Source organism: Bacillus capparidis, assembly GCF_017832095.1.
Lineage (GTDB): Bacteria > Bacillota > Bacilli > Bacillales > Bacillaceae > Bacillus > Bacillus gobiensis.
This window is the reverse complement of record NZ_JAFDST010000008.1, coordinates 1-18,192: the sequence shown is the minus strand read 5'-3', so window position 1 is coordinate 18,192 and position 18,192 is coordinate 1. Positions and strand designations below refer to the sequence as shown.

Below are 18,192 nucleotides of genomic sequence, written 5' to 3'. Positions count from 1 at the left end.
TCGACTGGCTCGGCTCTATTAATTGCACGGATAACATTCATAATTACACTAGTGTACGCCTTTTTTGCACCGTTGCTCGCTTTTATTGCACCGTTGTTCAACTTTCGATGCACAGCTTATTTGCACCGGTGTAACCTTTATTGCACCGATACTCACCTTTTTTGCACCGAATGTATGCCTTATTGGCACTGGAGCTCTTCTTAGAATGAACAAGTAGTTCACTTCTTAATCTGAACCAGTATACCTATTATATACTGGCTCCCAACACTCTCATTTCGGGTTTACAATTCAGAAATTAAAAAAACAGCAATCTCCTAATTTCAGTGTTTAAGAGATTGCTGTTATGGGAAATTAATTACTATTCAACGACTCTTTTCACGACACCACTAAAGTGTCCGCCCCAATAGGAGCTGCTCATAGAGTCTACTGATACGCCGTCAGATGAATTGCTGTTTAAGAATTTACCGTTTCCTAGATAGATTCCAACGTGACCGTTCGTTTTATAAGTGTCGAAGAAAACCAAGTCTCCGCGTTTCATTTCAGATGTGCTTACGGATCTGCCTTTACCAACAAGAGTGTCCGTGGTAGCTGCATAACCGTTGCCTAATTGAAGACCGCCTTGATCATAAGCCCATCTTACAAAAGAAGAACAATCAAATCTTCTGTTTGCAATATCAGAAGCCGAGCGTCCGCCGCCAAATACATAAGGGGCTCTGCCGACAATGCTCATTCCTGAGCTTATCGCATTCTCAATTATTTGTGATTTGTTTCCGCTTGGTGCAGAATCTTGAACCACTGGAGCACTCGCAGTTTTAGCAGCAGGTTTGCTCGTTTTTTCAGAAGATGTTGAGGTTACTTTTGCTGAAGCCTCAGCAGCTGTTTCTTCTTCGACCTCTGCCAGTGCAGCTTTCTGCGCTTCTTTTAATTGCTGTTCTTCTTGCTTAACGGAGGCAGCTTGATCTGCAAGGGCATTAGATTTGCTATTTAGATTACTAAGCTCTTTTTCTGCTGCTTTCTGCTTATCTTCCATACTAGCAAACAACGCATCTTGGTCTTCCATCTGTTTGTCTAGCTCTGCTTGAAGACCTTCAAGCTCCGATAACGTGTTTTGGATTTTTTCTAATTTTGAGTTCAAATCTGATTCAGATACTTGAAGCTTTTTCTTGTCTTCTTCCTGAGCTGCAAGCAAATCTTTATCCGCGGAAACAATCGTTGTTACCGCACTCGCACGGTTAATAAAATCTCCGAAGCTTTCAGATCCTAAAAGCACATCTATGTATCCTAAAGACCCGCCATTCTCTTGCATCGTACGGACTCTTTCCTGTAAAACTTTATTTCTCTTTTCGATTCTTTCTTCTGTTTCTTTAATTTCTGCTTTCAATTTTTCGATTTGTTGCTTTGTTTCTTCATTTTCGTCTTTCTTATTTTCTATTTTGCTGCTCGTATCAAGTGCTTTCGTATCGAGTGCCATGATTTCTTTTTGAATTTTCTTCAGATCTTCTTTAAATTTTTCGATCTCAGCTTTTTTCTCACTAATGCTGTTGTCTACATCAGACTTCTTTCTTTCGATTTCCTGTTTCTTCTCTTGAATATTTGTTGCAGACGCTGTGTTCCCAAAAGGGAGTATGAGGCCGCTTGTCCCGATAACGGAAACCAGACCGATTGTGATGATTTTCTTTTTCACGTTCATTTTCCTCTCTTCCATTTCTGAACTACACTTTCCACTAACAATTTAATCCAAATAGATTACAAGTGAAAGAGTTCTGCAATGTTTTTAGTTCGATAAAACTAAGACTTAATACCCGAAAACTAAACCAAAAAACTAAATACCAGCAAAAAATACCATATTCTTTTCAATTATTAATTCACGTGACAAAGTATGTAAAATTGACAATATATTATATAGAAGTGTAATCTTATGTCGTTATTTTTGATTATTTAATGTACATTGGTTATTATATCGACAAAAGACGCCAAATTATATTACAGTTTCATTTCATTTTAGTATCATAGCGTAACATTCTTCATATAGACTGTTAGACCTAATTATTTGGGAGGACAAGGTTATGATTACATTCAGCATATTAGATCAGGTTCCCGTTCCAAAAGGAAAAGACCATTCTTCCGCTTTACAGGATTCAGTCACTCTTGCCAAACTGGCAGACAAATCTGGCTATAAACGCTACTGGTTCGCCGAGCATCATAGTACAAAAGGACTTGTCAGCACTTCACCGGAAGTCATGATCGCCCATACCGCTGCCAATACGTCTTCCATCCGGATAGGATCAGGCGGAGTACTCCTGCCTCAGTACAGTCCATTGAAGGTCGCAGAGAATTTCAGACAGCTGGAAGCTCTTTATCCAGGAAGAATCGACTTAGGAATCGGCCGTTCTCCCGGCGGAACAACAAAAACAAGACTTGCCCTTACTGACGGCATAAAAAAAAGCTTGACCGAGTTCCCCCGACAGCTTCAGGATCTTATCTATTATTTAACGGATACCCTTCCAGCCGAGCATGAATATGCCGGGATACAAGCTTCTCCTCCCGTTCCTGCTTCACCTGAACTATGGTTGTTAGGATTGGGAGAAAACAGTGCAAAGTTAGCGGGAACACATGGTATCGGCTATGTTCAAGGCCATTTTATCAATCCTGAAAGAGGGGAACCCGCTTTTGCCATGTACAAAGATCGCTTCCAGGCTTCTACGTTTTTTTCCAAACCGATGCCGCTGGCTGCTATTTTCATAGTTTGTGCTGAGACAGATGATAAGGCGGAAGAACTATGCCTTAGCCAGGATCTTTGGCTTTTGCGAGTAGAAAAGGGATTGGACAGCAGGATCCCGAGTGTTAGTGAAGCGAAGTCCTATACTTATTCTGCAGCGGAAAAAGAGAGAGTGCTCCAAAATCGTAACCGCATGATTATCGGATCTCCTTCAACAGTGAAACAGAAGCTGCTTGAACTGTCCGATCGCTATCAAATTGAAGAAGTGATGGCAGTCACCAACCTTTATGATTTTGAAGAAAAAAGAAGGTCATTCGAACGATTAGCTGAACTTTTTTGAAATAGTCAATCTTCCTTCCAATGGGTAAAAATCGTATCGTCCCCAAAAAGAGGATCCGCTTTAGGAAGCGGTACCACTTTTATATTTTGAATCGCTTCCTCCCTTTCTTCTGCTTTTCCCGTTTTTAAATCAAAGCCGCTGCCGCCAGGGTATGCACCTATCACTTTGAAATCGTTGCTGGACTGAATTTTTTTGTGCCCTACGCCTGCCGGAATAACAACAGTGTCTCCTGCTGTTACCTTCACTTGCTTTCCTGCCTCTCCTCCAAATTGGAGAAGCGCTTCTCCGCTGATAACGCCCAATACTTCGTGGGTGTTGCTGTGATAATGATGATAGCCAAAAACTCCTCCAACCCAGCTGTTTTTCCAATCATTTTGATCAAAAATTGACTTAGCTTCCCCAGTACGCCCATCTAACACTTGCGTATAGATTAATAAAGGCAATGTTGGGTTATTTGGAATCTTTCCGTCATCTTCAAACAAAAGAGTATCGATTCTTCGTTCTGCCATTTTATCTCGCCTCCTTAATCCATTTATTCCACTGCTGGAAACACTTAAAACGCGGATAATCTTTATAGTTTTGTATACGATAATGCTGGTAAAATAGAAGGCAAAAGCATTTAGAGGGCAGGGGTTTTACATGAATCATCGGACTTATTTATCTTTGGCATTTCCTCTTATTATTTCAACGATATCAACTCCATTACTTGGAGCAGTAGATACAGCCGTAATCGGACAGCTCCCTGATCCCTCTTATATTGGCGGAGTTGCGATAGGTACGATCATTTTTAATACCATGTATTGGCTGTTCGGCTTCCTGAGGGTAAGCACATCTGGGTTTGCGGCCCAATCGCTTGGTTCAAACAACCATTTTGACAGTATGATGGCAATCATTCGGCCTTTTTTTATCGCACTCATTGTTGGAGTTATATTCATTCTGTTTCAGTCGCCGATTTTGCAGTATTCTTTAGTATTTATCGGTGCGGATGCTTCCGTTAGTCAAATTGCAGCAGAGTATTTCTATGTGAGAATATGGGGAGCTCCCTTCACTTTAATGAATTATGTCATTTTAGGCTGGCTGATGGGGATGGCTCGCATTAAGGATACGCTGATTCTGCAGCTTTCTATGAATTTCCTCAATATTGCACTCGCGTTACTCTCTGTGAACGTGTTTCACATGGGAATTTTAGGGGTTTCATCCTCTACCTTGATTTCCGAAATTGCCGCATTTTTTGTCGGTATTTGGATGATCAATAAGCGAAGGAACGATTCTTTTCATATTTCATTTAAACAGGTGAAAGAGGAGCTGCTAGACCCGCTTCCCTTCAAGAAAATGATGATTGTAAATCGCGACCTCTTTATTAGAACGATATGCTTGCTTATCGTGTACAACACCTTTACAGCAAAAGGTGCTTCCTTTGGGGAAGAAGTCCTGGCTGCAAATGCAATTCTCTTTCAAATTCACTATATAATGGCCTACTTTTTTGACGGATTCGCAAACGCTTCAAGTATATTAGTAGGTAAAGCAGTCGGAAAGAGGAGTGAGGATTCTTACTTGATGACGATTAAACTTTCAATTCTATGGTCGATAATTGCCTCATTTACCCTTGCAGGCTGCTTTTACCTTACAAAGGATTTTATTATTTCAATTTTCACCCCGCTTAAACGGATTTTGGATTTGACTAATGACTATGCCATTTGGCTCATTTTGTTTCCGATATGCGCTTGTATCGGGCTCGTTTTTTACGGCGTTTTTATTGGCGCTACAGAAGCAGGTTCTATACGGAACTCGATGATTTATTCTTGTATTCTATATTTGTTAGCTTTATTTTTGCTCCCGCCAAGTCTTGGGAATCATGGATTATGGATCGCATTTATTTTGTTTAGTTTAGGGCGCTCCATTTTCTTGCTATGGGATATTCCGAGATTAAGAAGAAAGATTTTTATCTCGCAGCAACAAGCTGTAAGACCTCCGCATTAAGCGATGGATTCTAGCGGGAGTTAGCTTCCCGCGTGCAACAGTCAGTGGGAACGATACCCCGCTGACTGGATTATCTAAAGAAACCGCTTTCTACCCTTTAACCCCCACCATGTAAATACCTTTTATTTCCTCCAATGTTACAAATGTCATCTTTGCAATAGTCTATCATTGACTCGTTAGAGAACTGTAAACTCGTTTACAGCCTTTCTGGTTTATAGTGATATTTAGAAAGCTTCAACAAGATGTAAAGGAGGGGATGTAATGGGGAAACGAATCGAGTGGATTGATGCGGCCAAAGGAATCGGAATTATTTTGGTTGTAGCAGGACACGTTCCAACGACTGATCCCATTAAGCAGTTTATCTATTCCTTTCATATGCCGTTATTTTTCTTTTTATCAGGGCTTGTCTTTAAATCAAAAGACCTCGGTTTAAAAAGCTTTATTCAAAAAAAAGCAAGAAGTTTGCTATTTCCATATGTTTGTTTTGCGATCATTACTTATTTGTTTTGGTTTACTGTAGAAAGACATCTCCCATTTAGCTCAGACAGCAACGTGGATCCTTTTACTCCATTTATGGGCATTTTTCTTTCAATCGAAGATAATCACATGATGACTTATAACCCTGCTGTTTGGTTTTTAACTGCTTTATTTTTGGTTGAAATTGCCTTCTTTCTATATACAAAGGTTGCGAAGGGAAGGTTCGTTGTCTTATTTGCAGCCTTATGCGGGGCCATCGGTTATTATGGATCGCTGAAACTGGATGGCAGCCTTCCATGGAATGTGGATGTTGTCTTTACGGCAATCGCTTTTTATGCTTTCGGCTATGCTATGAAAAATCACCTGGCACAACATAAACCAAAAAGAACGCTGATCACTTGTGTTTTGTTATTTATAGTAACCGCTTATGTTGAATCGTATAACATTAGAGTTGATATGCGAGGAAATGATTACGGCAATGGATTAGTCTTTTACCTAGCGTCTTTACTTGGAATTGCAGGAACCATTTATTTGAGCCACAAGCTAAAACGAGTTGCTTTTCTCACCTATCTGGGAAAAAATTCGATCGTCATTCTGCTGCTTCAGTTTGTAGCGATTCCGATTGTAAAAACCTTTATCTACTATGGGATGGAAATCGATATCAAGGATACGGATACTGCAGCTTGGACCCTTTTTTATACCGTCTCGATTTTATTGTTTATGATTCCATGCATCTCATTTTTGAATAAATATCCTCTTTTGTTGGGGAAAGTATCCCAGAGGAGAATAGAAAACCTGTAGAGTCGATAATTTCTGCAGGTTTTTTTCGTTATTTTTTCAATTGTTCATAATGGAGTGCAGCAGCAATTGACAAATCATCCGATTCATCTAAATGGCTAATAGCTTTTAGTACGTAGGATGCACCATGAGCTTGAAGCATTTCTTGAAGCTGAACTGCTTCAGGATCTTCTTGGCTGTCGAAAGCAAGAGCAGCCGCGATTGCTTTTGACAGCTGCTGAAAGCTTAGACCTGCTTTTTTCGCTTCATATGCGGGACGTACCAATCTATCCTCCGGTCCAAGCTTGCGGATCGGTGACCGCCCAACTCGTGTCACAGCGTCATTCAAATACGGATTTTGAAAACGGCTGATAATTTTCTCAATATAGTTTTGGTGAGCTTGTTCATCTAAACCATACTGACTCACAAGATATGCTCCTGTTTCCTCCAGCGTCTTTTTGACCTGCTCATAGATGGCTGTATCGTTTAACGCCTCATCAATCGTTTTTTTGCCGAATAAATAACCAAAGTAAGCGGTCACTGCGTGTCCTGTGTTTACTGTAAAGAGCTTCCGTTCAATGTAAGGAGCCAAATCGGGAACAATGGTCATTCCTTTTACCTCAGGAACCTCTTGGTCGGCTTCTACAATCCATTCATGATATGTTTCCACGAGTACATCCATGCCTTTTTGATCCTGAATCGGCACAATTCTGTCCACAGCAGAATTGAAAAAGAATGCTCTTCCTTTCAGCTCTGATACGGATTTTTCATCGATGCTTTCAAGAATGTGCCCTCTTAATAGGTCTGTTGCAGAAATTTGGTTTTCACAGGCAATAATATAAACAGGATTATCATTTGTCTTTATGCGTTCCGCTAGTCCTTTTGCAATTAATGGAGCAATTCTTGGCAGGATTGAAGGACCGATTGCAGTTGTCACAAACGTTGCTTGACCAATTGCTTCAATGACCTCATTCTCCTGTTTGAGATTATTGAGTCCCGACACATTGTAAATATCCGTTACTTCTTGCGGATCTGCAGCCGTTTTTACTTTGTAGGCTTTTTCTTGATTCAATTTATTTATTAGCTCATCAGCAATATCAACAAAGGTTACATGGTAGCCTGATTGTGAAAATAGTGCGCCTATAAATCCTCTGCCAATATTCCCGGCTCCAAAATGAACAACACTTTTCATTTCAAATCATTCCTTTATTATATGGTGTAAATGTTCATAAAACGTTTCCTCGAGCTTCTTTCTAACCATTTGTTCATTAGACGATGAAAAAATTAATATGGCCTCTTGATCTTCCACAATGCTTGTGCTGACAATACTTATGATTTCAAGCTGCTGAGGGCTAATGTGTTCAGGAGCAAGCATTAAAAGTAGGTTTCTGCATTCAACCGGCTTTCCTCCCATACCTTTCAGCAGGTAGGGGCTGTTCAGATGGGCAATGTGAAATATGATTTCATTGACACATTCATGCCTGCAATGGTACAGAGCCATACTCGTACCGGGAATGCCCAAGCCCCCCTGCTCCTCCCTTTCCAGCAGTTGATCCAGAACATCCTGGACATTCTTAACAAACCCTTTTTCTTTGCATCTTTCTACCATATCACGTATACACGACTGATAGTCTCCTTCATTTTCAACCGGATAAAGCTCAAAATTTGAAAGAATCGATTTCATGCTGAGCAATGTGCTTTCAATTTCCTCTATGGTCGATAAAAGAGGTCTTTGTTCACCGGATGAGCGGAAGGTTTCTTGCTCTTCTGTATGTGAATATTCTTTTTTGTCGATCATTTTTTTAATATTTTTCTTTAAATATGTTCTGATAGATTTGCTATCTTCATCACTCAAAAGCGGGTTGACCAGCACGTAGTCGTCAAAAGGTAGCCTTACGGTCGAAATGATGACGTCAAAATTTTTTAATGCAAAGCTCCGAAGCTCTTTGATAGACGCGATTTCAACTGAAGATATTTCACTTACCTCTTTTTTAACTCGGCTTGCCAGCATTTTTGAGGTACCGATTCCTGTTGGACAGACGATCAGTGCCTTTATCGCCATTTCCTCTTTTCTTAGCTCTAAAGACGAGCCAAAATGAAGAACCAAATAAGCAATTTCATCATCCGGAAAATTAATTTCTTCAAATGCCTTTTCCAGACTATTGCTGACGGCCATAAATAAGACTGGATAGCTCTTTTTTATATCTGCTGTTAACGGATTATATAAGCCCATATTTTGAGATATCCTGTATATTGCAGGCTCCATATGGGCGAGCAGCCCTTGGAACAGTGAAAAATCGGCAGTCATATCAATGTTCAGCTGAAATGAAACATCCTGGATCATTTTTCTGACAGCCCTGCCGATAATGACGCTGTCGTAATAAAACGCTTCTGCTTCTCGTAGCTTTGAGCCTTTTAAAATGACCGTTAAAAAATCGATATCTTCATCTGACAGCTTTTCGTCAAGATCAACGTTTATCTCCTTCAAGAGCCTGGACTCAGCAGTTTGCTTACTGCCATTTTCAAAAACGCCTTCTTCGATTCGAAACCCCAATGCATTTCTCTGTATTGAAATGCAAATTGCTATTAATAGACCAATATAGTCACTGTCCGCCAGCTTCATAAAGCTATTGTTCATTTTTGTTTTGGATGAAAGAATATCATCGATGGCCTTAAGATACTCAAGCTTTAAGAAATGTAAGATCACTGACTTTTCACTGGCGATATCCCGTTTGCTCAGAAGAAACAGCTTTTCAAACAGCTCCTGATTGTAAAACATCAAAAGGTAGTTCCCCAGCGCCTTTCTTTTTGCAATCTCCCTGCCATCAAAAACAACGCCAACTCCGCGTTTTCTCAACACTTTTATGCCGAAACCAGACAGCCATTCCGTTAAGTCATCCAAATCTGTTCCGATCGTTGTTATACTCGTATTTAATTCATTGGCAAGGGTTAACACCTTCACTGCTTCTTTTTCATGAAACAATCGGATTAAAATTAATAGCTTCCGTTCCTCCGCGGGCAAATCTGTCGGCTTTACTTTGGCTAGCTCCTGCATCATCCGAAAAATATTCTCATTGCTTCCTACTATTTCAAGTCCTTGTCCGCTTACCCTCTGAAGCTTAAGGTTAAAACGATTCAGTAGATGCTCGATCGTTTTCAAATCACGATTCACGGTTCTGACGCTTACGTTTAAAAAATGGCTGATCGACTGTGCGGTATGCAAACCGGATGTTCTGATCATATACTCGATAATCGCTTTCTCTCTGGTAGTGATAAACATACCCTTCACTCACTTTAATGGTTAGTTTGCCATACAAATCAACGCTGCACACCGCACCATGAGGTCTTGATTTGTATATTAAGACGAAAGGAGCTTTTTAGAAGCACCTTCGCCTTACTTATTTAACGATCCGATAATATCTAAAATTTCTTTTTCGGTTTTAGCAGCTGCCATTTTCTCGATATTATTCATATCCGAGCAGGTAACGGCAATCCCCGAAAGAATTTCTATATGAGTACCGTCTTTTCCGGCAATACCGAATAGCAGCCTGACTTTTTCTCCGTTAAAATCGACGCCGTCAGGGACTTGCAAAGCCGTTACGCCTGATTTTAATACCGCTTTTTTCGCCTCTTCTGTGCCGTGCGGAATCGCTACATCGTTGCCCATATAGGTCGAAGTCATTTCATCCCGCTCGATCATAGCATCAATGTATGACTCTTCGACGTATCCTCCGTCAACAAGAACCCGGCCGGCAAAACGAATCGCCTCTTCCTTCGAATTGAATTTCTGGTTTAAGAAGACATTTTTCTCAACGAGCACATCTCCAGACGACGGTCCTTCAGACGGTTCTTCTGCTTCAATGCTATCTTCAGTAGTATCGCCACTGTTTAACTTTTGAACCAGCTTGTCGTACTCAGGGCTTTGAAGGAAATTATCAACAGAAATATGATAAGCGCCCGGAACCTTTTGCTTCGCACGCGGTGTCAACTCTTCCTGGGTAATTACAATTTGCGCATCACTTGGCAGATTGCTGATCGCCATATTGACTGATTTTATGCCAAGGCCTGCTTCTTTGAATTTTTTTCTAAGAATTGACGCGCCCATAGCACTGGATCCCATTCCCGCATCGCAGGCAAAGATCACTCGCTCGACGTTTTCCGTTTTCGGAAACTCTCCGTTCTGAGCTGAGAAAGTACCGGCAACACTGCTTTTCTTTCCTTTCATTTCCTGCATACGCTGCGCTGCACCTTCAATGTCGCCGTCTTCGGCTTTGCTCGTTTTCAAAATAAAGGCGGAAACGAGGAACGATACGGCGGCAGCAATGAAAATACCGGCTATGTTAGCAAGATAAGCACCTGCACTTTGCGGAGTAACCGCGAGTACGGCAAGGATGCTTCCCGGTGAAGACGGCCCTTTTAATCCGCCATTTAATAGTACAAATGTAAAGACACCGCTCATTCCGCCTAATATTGCGGAAATAAAGAGCAAGGGCTTCATGAGGATATACGGGAAGTAAATTTCATGGATTCCCCCAACAAACTGAATTAGTGCTGCCCCCGGTGCAGATCTTTTTGCAGAGCCTTTCCCGAAGAACGTATAAGCAAGCAAGATCCCAAGCCCCGGTCCTGGATTCGCTTCCAAAAGAAACAAAACCGAATGCCCTTGCTGTTTCACTTGTTCTAACGCAATCGGTGATAAAATACCATGATTAATTGCGTTATTTAAAAACAATACCTTTGCTGGTTCGATCAAGATGCTTATTAACGGAAGGATGCCGAGCCCGATCATCCAGTTTACTCCCGCAACAAGCACAGCAGTTAGCCCTTCCACCGCTGGGCCTACTCCTAATAACGAAAGGATGGCGAGTAGTCCTCCTAAAATTCCAGCAGAGAAATTGTTGACGAGCATTTCAAAGCCCGCTTTGATTTTTCCTTCGATCATGTCATCAAATTTCTTAATGACATATCCTCCAAAAGGACCCATGATCATGGCTCCTAAAAACATCGGAATATCCGAGCCGACGATCACACCCATTGTGGCAATTGCGCCAACAACTCCGCCCCGTTGATCATAGATAAGCTTACCTCCGGTATACCCTATGAGCAGCGGCAATAAATAGGTAACCATAGGATCAACTAAAGATGCTATATGTTCATTAGGCGTTAAGCCATCTGCAATAAATAGTGCAGTAATTAATCCCCAAGCGATAAATGCACCGATATTCGGCAAAACCATGCTGCTTAAGAAGTTCCCAAACTTTTGAACTCCTACTTTTAAGCTGCTCTGAGCCATGGTGACTACTTCCTTTCTAAAGGTGAATTTCTTACAGACTATATCTTAGGTGATAAACCGCTTACATTCAATCAATAGTTACGTTAATTTTGTCCCGATGGAAATCGGCAAATCTTTTATTAATAAGAAAAAGTCGGATATATTGCGAGATTGAGAGGATATATTTCATTACGGGCGGATATATCTCTGAGATAGGAGGATATATTCTTAATAAGGACGGATAAATCTGAAACGTGAACGTATATTTATTTTATAGACGGCAGCCGTAAACAAGCGGCAACCACTTAACCGTAATGTAAGAGGTGTTGATGTAATGAAATCGTTTATTATTCAATTAAATACTAAAAAATACGTTAAGATTATTTTCATAATTTATTTGGCCATGCTGCTTACGGTTAGCTTCTGGGGAATTAGTATGTTTCTCCCTAGACATACTTATAATGATGTTTCTCAAAATCTTATGCCGTTTAAGACGATCACAAATTATTTGTTTAATTTTGAGAAATATAATTTCAGAACTTGGTTTAATAACACATTTGGGCTTGTACTATTATTCATCCCTTTTGGATTGTTGATCCCGCTTGTTTTTGCCGATATAAAACATGCTACACAAATGATGTATCTATCATTTCTTGTCAGCTTATCTTTAGAAATAGCACAATATATAACTGTGTTAGGTGTATTTGATGTCGATGATGTTATTTTAAATACGTTTGGTGGTATGTTAGGTTTCTTAATTATTACTCAATTGATAAAAAGGAAGAAGTACTCTTAACGAATATGTGTGCTTCTTCCTTTTTATATTTACTTCTCAGGAATGTCATCGAGCTCAAACACTTTGCCATTATGTAATTCATATTCATAATATTCAAGGGTGTCCTTGAGGACAAAAGAACCGCCATATTTTCTTCCACCTGGAGCTGTAAAATTATATATTCCCTTAATAGCTAAGATATCCCCTCTACCGTAACCCTTTGAATCCAAATGACTAATCATAATCTCTTCTGACTCTTTAATTTTTTTAGGATTCCCATGAAACTCGTATTCAATGCTAAGAATAAAACCTCTGACAGAAAAAATGATTAATAGTAACAAGATTAGATATTTTGATGTTCTTTTCATTTTTCTCCCTTCAAATCCGATCTAAGTTTCACCGAATAAAACCTCATCGCTTTCGGAATGCCTTTTATATCGAACACTCCTTGCAAAATCAAACTTCTGACTCTGTATTCAAAAAAGAGATCATCGAGGTTTTGATCGATTTGGCCAATGGCTTCTCCGATCAACCGAGCTGATTTCATAAATGAATGTTCTCCTCGCTCGTTGTGAAGCTTTTTGGCTAAGTTGATAATGAAACGATCGTACCTGCTCACATCAGCAAGTTGAATCTCGCCATTTTTCCAAATACGCAATACATCCTTTGTATTAGCAAGCCCCAGCCATTCATTGATGTATGCTTGCTTTTCTTCATTAGACAAAGGTTTATTCCGTAATTGCTTTTCATACATTTCTTTCAACTTTTCTGCTGATACCTCACCAGTTCTCCTATATTTTTCATCGACATTCATCAAATAGACGTCGTTTCTTTTTTCTCGTAAATGATAAAGAGCATAGCGAACGCCGATTTGTTCGTGGGCATTGCTTCCGGTCCAGATGAAGATCGAAATTCCTTCTGGGACTTGGAGAAGCTCGTTGATTTTTTCTTTGTTGTCCCTTATTTGATCGTCTAATTCGCCTTCCTCGTAATTTATGTTGTCATTCAGCCATTCCCATCTGCATTCCTTCCCTGTTTCTTGATGCAGCTGCCAAATTGGTCTATATGAGAATTGGTCGTCTATTGGGATGACTTTTACTTTTTCATCTCTTGGATGATTGAGGGCTGCCTTTAAACTGCCGCTGGTTGAATGACTAAACGCCACATGCACTTTGCTGTATTTTTCCTTCTGATTTTTCTGTTTATGATAGTTTAAAAGACTTTCGGTTGTTTTATTGAGCTGTTTTGCCAATTCCTCATTGAGGTCTTTCAATAAGTCCCCTTGGAGAAGTACGGTGAATAATAAGCTCTTCGCTTCCTCCTCGGACAGCCTGATAATTGCTTTTTTCAGTTCATCAATCATATTAGCTCACCCCCCTTCTCTTATTTGTAAATGTTACCAAAAGTGTTCTCATTTTGAAATGTCGGATTTTGTGGTATTCTCATACTAGATTAACAGTTTAAAAGACAGGAGCACTCTATAAGTGAAACGATTTTTGCAAGTTCTCTTCGTAGGAAGCCTCTTGATTTTTATTGCCAGCACACTTATTTATGCAAAAGATTCTACTGAACCTAGTCTTCAAGATGTAAAGGATGCACCGCTCCCTACTGAATTGCATCCCGTTGTCGCAGAAAATCGGGACAAGCTGGCCAATCGTGCGAAAGAGATCGGCATATCTATCGTGATTACCGACGACTTCCGTTCGTTTGAGGAGCAGGACAAGCTTTACGCCAAAGGAAGGACAACAAAAGGATCGATTGTTACCTATGCAAAAGGCGGAGAATCCTACCATAATTACGGACTCGCCATCGACTTTGCGCTTCGATTAAACAATGGAAATGTGAGTTGGGACATGGAGTATGACGGTAATAAAAACGGAACATCTGACTGGATGGAGGTTGTCAAGATTGCCAAGGAACTCGGCTTCGAATGGGGCGGAGACTGGAGCGGATTCAAGGATTACCCTCATTTGCAAATGATCCCGGAAACTGACTAAAAAAAGCTCCTCACATCAGGTGGGGAGCTTTATTATTACCCTTTTTTCGAACGATAAGACAGCGGGGCATTTCTCATAAAAAAGTAGGTGCTAAATAGAGTGATAAGACCTATGAGTCCGATTCCGGTAAAGAGCGTAAAGTGATTGATGTGAGCCATCCATTGAAACGCAGCCTGAAACCCTATATTGTAAAGGAGCAAAAATGCGATCACCCCTAAAATAATCGATCCGATCGAAATCCTTATAAATCCATATTTATACCATAACGAAGTGACGAAAAATACCAGTCCAAGAAGGCAGATCCCAATCATTATATCTACCCATAAATATGGGAAGAACCCTTTTTGAAAGCTGGTCACATTCCCGATATGAAACAGGCTGACACGGGTGATACCTAAATCATACAAACCTTCCATTATAAAATAGAGGATATTAAGGAAGAGCATGACGACTATAACAAATAGAATTCCTAACGTATAAAATACTTTTAAAAAAAGACTTCGAGTAGAGCCGAATCCCATAGCATAACGAAAACTCGTAACATAAGCGCTGGCACCAAAAACAGAAATTAACCCATAAAAGGGGCCAAATATGACACCTGCTTGTATAGGGGTTTCAATGAATAATCCAATCATAAGAAAGACAAAAGCAACAAACAAAGTAATAAGTGAAAACATGACAAACTGGTATTTCATGTCTCTGTAGACCAGCATCGCAGTTCCTTTTAACGTCCCTCCCATAACAACTCCTCCTTTTTCGGCTCTGTAATGTTGATCAAGTAGTCCTGCAGGCTCGGCTTTTCCACCGAAATATTCAGCGACTTGGCACGTTCAATGATGTCTTTTCTATAAGCAGCATCGACCATTACTTTTGCCGTCGAACCAAGCTGGTCTTTTTCCATAACAGCCATTCCTGAAGTTATTTGATCGATTGCTTTTTGATCGCCAGTTAAAAAGACGCCTCGCTCCCGCAATTCTTCCATCGGTTCATAAAGCTTGATTTTTTTACCATAGACAACTGCAATCGACTCGCATAAAGGCTGCACCTCATTAATGTGATGAGAAGAAATCATAATCAAACGTGGATGATCTTCATAACTCTGCAGCAGCTCATGATAGAATTTTTTGCGAATGACGGCATCAAGGCCGTTCGTCGGTTCGTCAAATATCGTCACTTTAGCATGGCTGGAAATACCGATGATCAACTGAACGGCTGTTTTCATTCCCTTTGAAAACTTGCCGACTCTTTTCTTTTCCGGCAGCTGAAATACTCTCATCAAATGATCGGCAGTTTCCTTATTCCAATCAGGATAAAAGTGCTCTGCCAACTGTAAAATATCTTTTATTCTCCACATAGGATGAAACGGATGATCTTCCTGCATAAAGCATATCGATTCCTGAGCCTTATCATTGTTATACGGCTTCAATCCATTTACATCCACCTTGCCGACTTCCGGTGCATACAGTCCCGCGATCAGCTTCATTAACGTGGTTTTTCCCGCTCCATTTCTCCCCCACAGCCCCATGATCACAGGTTCATCTTCTTGCAGCGTAAGATTCTTCAATACAGGGCTTGATTCATAAGAATATGAGACATTTTGCAAATCAATCATTGGTTTCCCCCGTTCTCCCATTGATTAAATCAATGACATTTTCTTTTGACATTTTAAGGCGCTCAGCTTCTTCAAGCATTGGTTTAACATACTGCTCAAAAAAATCTTGCCTTCTTTCCTGAAGCAGCTTCAATTTTGCCCCCTCCTTAACAAACATTCCTACTCCTCTTTGCTTGAAAATCACTTCATTATCTACAAGAGCTTGCAAGCCTTTGCGCGCCGTAGCTGGATTAATGTTATAAAAACGAGACAGTTCATTCGTTGAAGGCACTTTCTCTCCTTCCTGCAGTCGCCCGCTCACGATATCTTCCATTATCATTTCAGCAATTTGATAAAAAATCGGTTGTGATTCATCCAACGTAGGCTTCAATCAAAAACCTCCTTCCACAGTGATACAGATTAGTTAGTTATTTGGTTAGTTACTTATGTAACTAACTATAACACCGTGATTTTTTAATGTAAAGCCCAAATTTTTAAAATTTGGCAAAAAAATAACCGTCTAAAAAGACGGATGATTGCATTAACCAGACCAATTCATGATTCGGTTCATTCTCTATATAGCTGCTAAATTTCTAGTCAACAAGATGAATCCGCATCTCGTTACAATTACAACCCTAATTCTTCCTTCAATACCTTCTTGGCTGCTTCAGAACCACTCAAGGTTAATGTAACAGGGTGATCGCTCCTTATAGTTAGGGATAATTCAAGGAAAGGACAGCATAATCGCTCTAGTAAAATCCATTCAGTTAGAGTCACAATCACTTCATCTTCATTAGGGTAAACAAATGTGTATCCATGTGCGAATTCTTCTATTCTTAATACGGCTTTATTTAAATGATTTTGGATGTCCTTGTATCTGTCTTGTTGATCAGGATGCAATGCACCAAAATTACAAGCAATAGGTAATTTCATTAATTCCATCTCCCTTTATGATTTATAATCAAAGTATAATACTTAAAGTTAACCTTAAGCCCTCAGCTATACGCTACTATGAACAAGTAGGGCTGTTACCGCCGCCAAAACGGGAGAAGGTGATTCATTTTATATTAGAAGCTAACAATGTATTTTGATGAAGAGAGGTGAGGTAATAGGTGAAAAAATGGATTTTTTTAAGCGCTTTAATTGTTGTAGGATTTTTTGCAACAGGGCTTGGTGAATTTGTAAAAGCTGAAGACCACAATCTCGACCCTATAGGAAGTCAAATTGGCTGGGAAGACGGTGATGACAATAATCCGGTTGTAGAAAATGATGGACCAGACGATGGAGCAATAGATTATTCGTCTGATGCTGTTTCGAAACCGAAGATTTCAAAAATATCTGATGAGGTTCGACTATATCCTTCTGGTCCAGAAGAGTGGGATAACTAAGCGGAATGAACAGCCGAACACCTTAAAAGACAAAATAACGACTTGCTCAGGCATTAAGTCTTTCAAGCCAACAGAATCGAGGCTACACAATAATTCAGTAGCAGCTTTTGGAGGCGGCATCCGTTTTTTGTCTGATGTCGTTTCTTTTCGATAGTAATAGCCTCATTTTTCAGTAACGACACTAAGTTTTGACACCAACGCAAATAAAAAATATCCCCTTAAACATATGTTGACTGGAGAAATGTGCATCTAAATAGATGGAGTATCTAGACATTTTAGTTTTCCGATCTTTCTTCCAATTCTTTAAATAATTCATAAGATGCGACTTCTAACCCCATTAACTTTACATTCCAGTTAACACCAACTAACAAACGTTCTTTATTCATTCCATATAGCCAATTATTCATAAATTCTTTTAAAGGTATGATGGAAGAGCAAATCAACAGGTTATTAGTGCAGGATACGCTACTGATCCATTGGAAGACATATATGTAGTACAAATGGATCCTGACACACAAATGTTATGACTGTTTTACTTCGTTCTAGCACATTGTGGTCTTATTCACCATCATCTAGAATTCATATGTGGTTGATTGTAAAAGAAAGTTAATATCGAGACCAGATCCGATAGCTACTCCAAAATAAAAACCCCTTCTTCGTCTGAAAATGTCGTTTTTAATGCGACTACCTATCAGGAGGTTCATTTATACTGCCCGATGGAAATATTGATTTTATAATGGCCGTAGACAAGAATCTCATCCAACAGCTTGGACAGCTGATCTTGGTCAGGTACCTGGGCTTTTAAAATAAAACACGGCTCCCCGCTGACACGGTGAGCTTCTTTAATTTCATCTCGCTCCTGAATAAATTCCTGGA

Annotated in this window: 20 protein-coding genes; 7 read left to right on the top strand and 13 right to left on the bottom strand. The window is 40.0% G+C overall.

Annotated features, from left to right (window positions below):
• Positions 1 to 358 precede the first annotated feature (358 nt).
• The gene (locus tag JOC74_RS21610) at positions 359 to 1,684 is read right to left on the bottom strand and encodes a coiled-coil domain-containing protein (protein ID WP_053606209.1); all 1,326 of its coding nucleotides are present in this window, start codon (positions 1,682 to 1,684) and stop codon (positions 359 to 361) included.
• Between the two features lie 382 nt (positions 1,685 to 2,066).
• On the opposite strand from JOC74_RS21610, the gene JOC74_RS21605 reads away from it, so the two are divergent.
• Entirely contained in the window at positions 2,067 to 3,059 is a 993-nt protein-coding gene (locus JOC74_RS21605; protein WP_053605603.1) for an LLM class flavin-dependent oxidoreductase, read from the top strand.
• Positions 3,060 to 3,064: 5 nt separating this feature from the next.
• Here JOC74_RS21605 and JOC74_RS21600 read toward each other — a convergent pair whose 3' ends face one another.
• Entirely contained in the window at positions 3,065 to 3,568 is a 504-nt protein-coding gene (locus JOC74_RS21600; protein WP_053605602.1) for a cupin domain-containing protein, read from the bottom strand.
• Between the two features lie 130 nt (positions 3,569 to 3,698).
• On the opposite strand from JOC74_RS21600, the gene JOC74_RS21595 reads away from it, so the two are divergent.
• Both JOC74_RS21595 and JOC74_RS21590 read left to right on the top strand, forming a co-directional pair.
• Complete coding sequence (locus tag JOC74_RS21595) at positions 3,699 to 5,039, top strand: MATE family efflux transporter (protein WP_053605601.1); 1,341 nt, start codon at positions 3,699 to 3,701, stop codon at positions 5,037 to 5,039.
• Positions 5,040 to 5,300: 261 nt separating this feature from the next.
• Entirely contained in the window at positions 5,301 to 6,317 is a 1,017-nt protein-coding gene (locus JOC74_RS21590) for an acyltransferase family protein (protein ID WP_053605600.1), read from the top strand.
• 28 nt (positions 6,318 to 6,345) lie between these two features.
• Here the strand turns inward: JOC74_RS21590 and JOC74_RS21585 are convergent, their stop codons facing one another.
• The 3 genes from JOC74_RS21585 to JOC74_RS21575 all read right to left on the bottom strand — a co-directional run bounded on the left by JOC74_RS21585 (position 6,346) and on the right by JOC74_RS21575 (position 11,586).
• The gene (locus JOC74_RS21585) at positions 6,346 to 7,485 is read right to left on the bottom strand and encodes a mannitol-1-phosphate 5-dehydrogenase (protein ID WP_053605599.1); all 1,140 of its coding nucleotides are present in this window, start codon (positions 7,483 to 7,485) and stop codon (positions 6,346 to 6,348) included.
• A 6-nt stretch (positions 7,486 to 7,491) separates the two neighbouring features.
• The gene (locus JOC74_RS21580) at positions 7,492 to 9,573 is read right to left on the bottom strand and encodes a BglG family transcription antiterminator (protein ID WP_053605598.1); all 2,082 of its coding nucleotides are present in this window, start codon (positions 9,571 to 9,573) and stop codon (positions 7,492 to 7,494) included.
• Between the two features lie 114 nt (positions 9,574 to 9,687).
• Positions 9,688 to 11,586 (bottom strand): PTS mannitol transporter subunit IICBA, encoded by a 1,899-nt coding sequence (locus JOC74_RS21575; protein WP_211086322.1) that lies wholly within the window; start codon positions 11,584 to 11,586, stop codon positions 9,688 to 9,690.
• Positions 11,587 to 11,899: 313 nt separating this feature from the next.
• On the opposite strand from JOC74_RS21575, the gene JOC74_RS21570 reads away from it, so the two are divergent.
• Complete coding sequence (locus JOC74_RS21570; protein WP_053605596.1) at positions 11,900 to 12,361, top strand: VanZ family protein; 462 nt, start codon at positions 11,900 to 11,902, stop codon at positions 12,359 to 12,361.
• Between the two features lie 29 nt (positions 12,362 to 12,390).
• Here the strand turns inward: JOC74_RS21570 and JOC74_RS21565 are convergent, their stop codons facing one another.
• Together JOC74_RS21565 and JOC74_RS21560 are read right to left on the bottom strand one after the other, a co-directional pair.
• Positions 12,391 to 12,708 (bottom strand): hypothetical protein, encoded by a 318-nt coding sequence (locus tag JOC74_RS21565; RefSeq protein ID WP_053605595.1) that lies wholly within the window; start codon positions 12,706 to 12,708, stop codon positions 12,391 to 12,393.
• Positions 12,705 to 13,703, bottom strand: coding sequence for a DUF1835 domain-containing protein (locus JOC74_RS21560; RefSeq protein ID WP_211086321.1), 999 nt, complete (start codon positions 13,701 to 13,703; stop codon positions 12,705 to 12,707). Before JOC74_RS21560 ends, JOC74_RS21565 begins: the two co-directional genes overlap by 4 nt.
• 121 nt (positions 13,704 to 13,824) lie before the next feature.
• Here JOC74_RS21560 and JOC74_RS21555 point away from each other — a divergent pair, with 121 nt between their 5' ends.
• Entirely contained in the window at positions 13,825 to 14,337 is a 513-nt protein-coding gene (locus JOC74_RS21555; RefSeq protein WP_053605593.1) for a M15 family metallopeptidase, read from the top strand.
• Between the two features lie 35 nt (positions 14,338 to 14,372).
• On the opposite strand, the gene JOC74_RS21550 is transcribed toward JOC74_RS21555, so the two are convergent.
• The 4 genes from JOC74_RS21550 to JOC74_RS21535 form a co-directional block, all read right to left on the bottom strand.
• Complete coding sequence (locus JOC74_RS21550) at positions 14,373 to 15,077, bottom strand: hypothetical protein (protein WP_053605592.1); 705 nt, start codon at positions 15,075 to 15,077, stop codon at positions 14,373 to 14,375.
• Entirely contained in the window at positions 15,062 to 15,949 is an 888-nt protein-coding gene (locus JOC74_RS21545) for an ABC transporter ATP-binding protein (RefSeq protein WP_211086320.1), read from the bottom strand. Before JOC74_RS21545 ends, JOC74_RS21550 begins: the two co-directional genes overlap by 16 nt.
• The gene (locus JOC74_RS21540) at positions 15,942 to 16,319 is read right to left on the bottom strand and encodes a GntR family transcriptional regulator (RefSeq protein ID WP_053605590.1); all 378 of its coding nucleotides are present in this window, start codon (positions 16,317 to 16,319) and stop codon (positions 15,942 to 15,944) included. The genes JOC74_RS21545 and JOC74_RS21540 overlap by 8 nt, the downstream gene beginning before the upstream one ends.
• 236 nt (positions 16,320 to 16,555) lie before the next feature.
• Positions 16,556 to 16,861 carry a hypothetical protein gene (locus JOC74_RS21535; protein WP_053605589.1) on the bottom strand — a complete coding sequence of 102 codons (306 nt, stop codon included), beginning with the start codon at positions 16,859 to 16,861 and terminating at the stop codon, positions 16,556 to 16,558.
• 17 nt (positions 16,862 to 16,878) lie between these two features.
• Between JOC74_RS21535 and JOC74_RS24400 the strand changes: the two genes are divergently transcribed.
• Both JOC74_RS24400 and JOC74_RS21525 read left to right on the top strand, forming a co-directional pair.
• Complete coding sequence (locus JOC74_RS24400; protein ID WP_148564357.1) at positions 16,879 to 17,019, top strand: MerR family DNA-binding transcriptional regulator; 141 nt, start codon at positions 16,879 to 16,881, stop codon at positions 17,017 to 17,019.
• Positions 17,020 to 17,040: 21 nt separating this feature from the next.
• Positions 17,041 to 17,316: a hypothetical protein gene (locus tag JOC74_RS21525; RefSeq protein WP_053605588.1), complete on the top strand. Its 276-nt coding sequence runs from the start codon at positions 17,041 to 17,043 to the stop codon at positions 17,314 to 17,316.
• 275 nt (positions 17,317 to 17,591) lie between these two features.
• Here the strand turns inward: JOC74_RS21525 and JOC74_RS21520 are convergent, their stop codons facing one another.
• Together JOC74_RS21520 and JOC74_RS21515 are read right to left on the bottom strand one after the other, a co-directional pair.
• Positions 17,592 to 17,759 (bottom strand): DUF2750 domain-containing protein, encoded by a 168-nt coding sequence (locus JOC74_RS21520; RefSeq protein WP_225970415.1) that lies wholly within the window; start codon positions 17,757 to 17,759, stop codon positions 17,592 to 17,594.
• A 257-nt stretch (positions 17,760 to 18,016) separates the two neighbouring features.
• Positions 18,017 to 18,181, bottom strand: a complete 165-nt coding sequence (locus JOC74_RS21515; RefSeq protein WP_312883861.1) for an Lrp/AsnC ligand binding domain-containing protein — start codon at positions 18,179 to 18,181, stop codon at positions 18,017 to 18,019.
• Between the last annotated feature and the right edge of the window lie 11 nt (positions 18,182 to 18,192).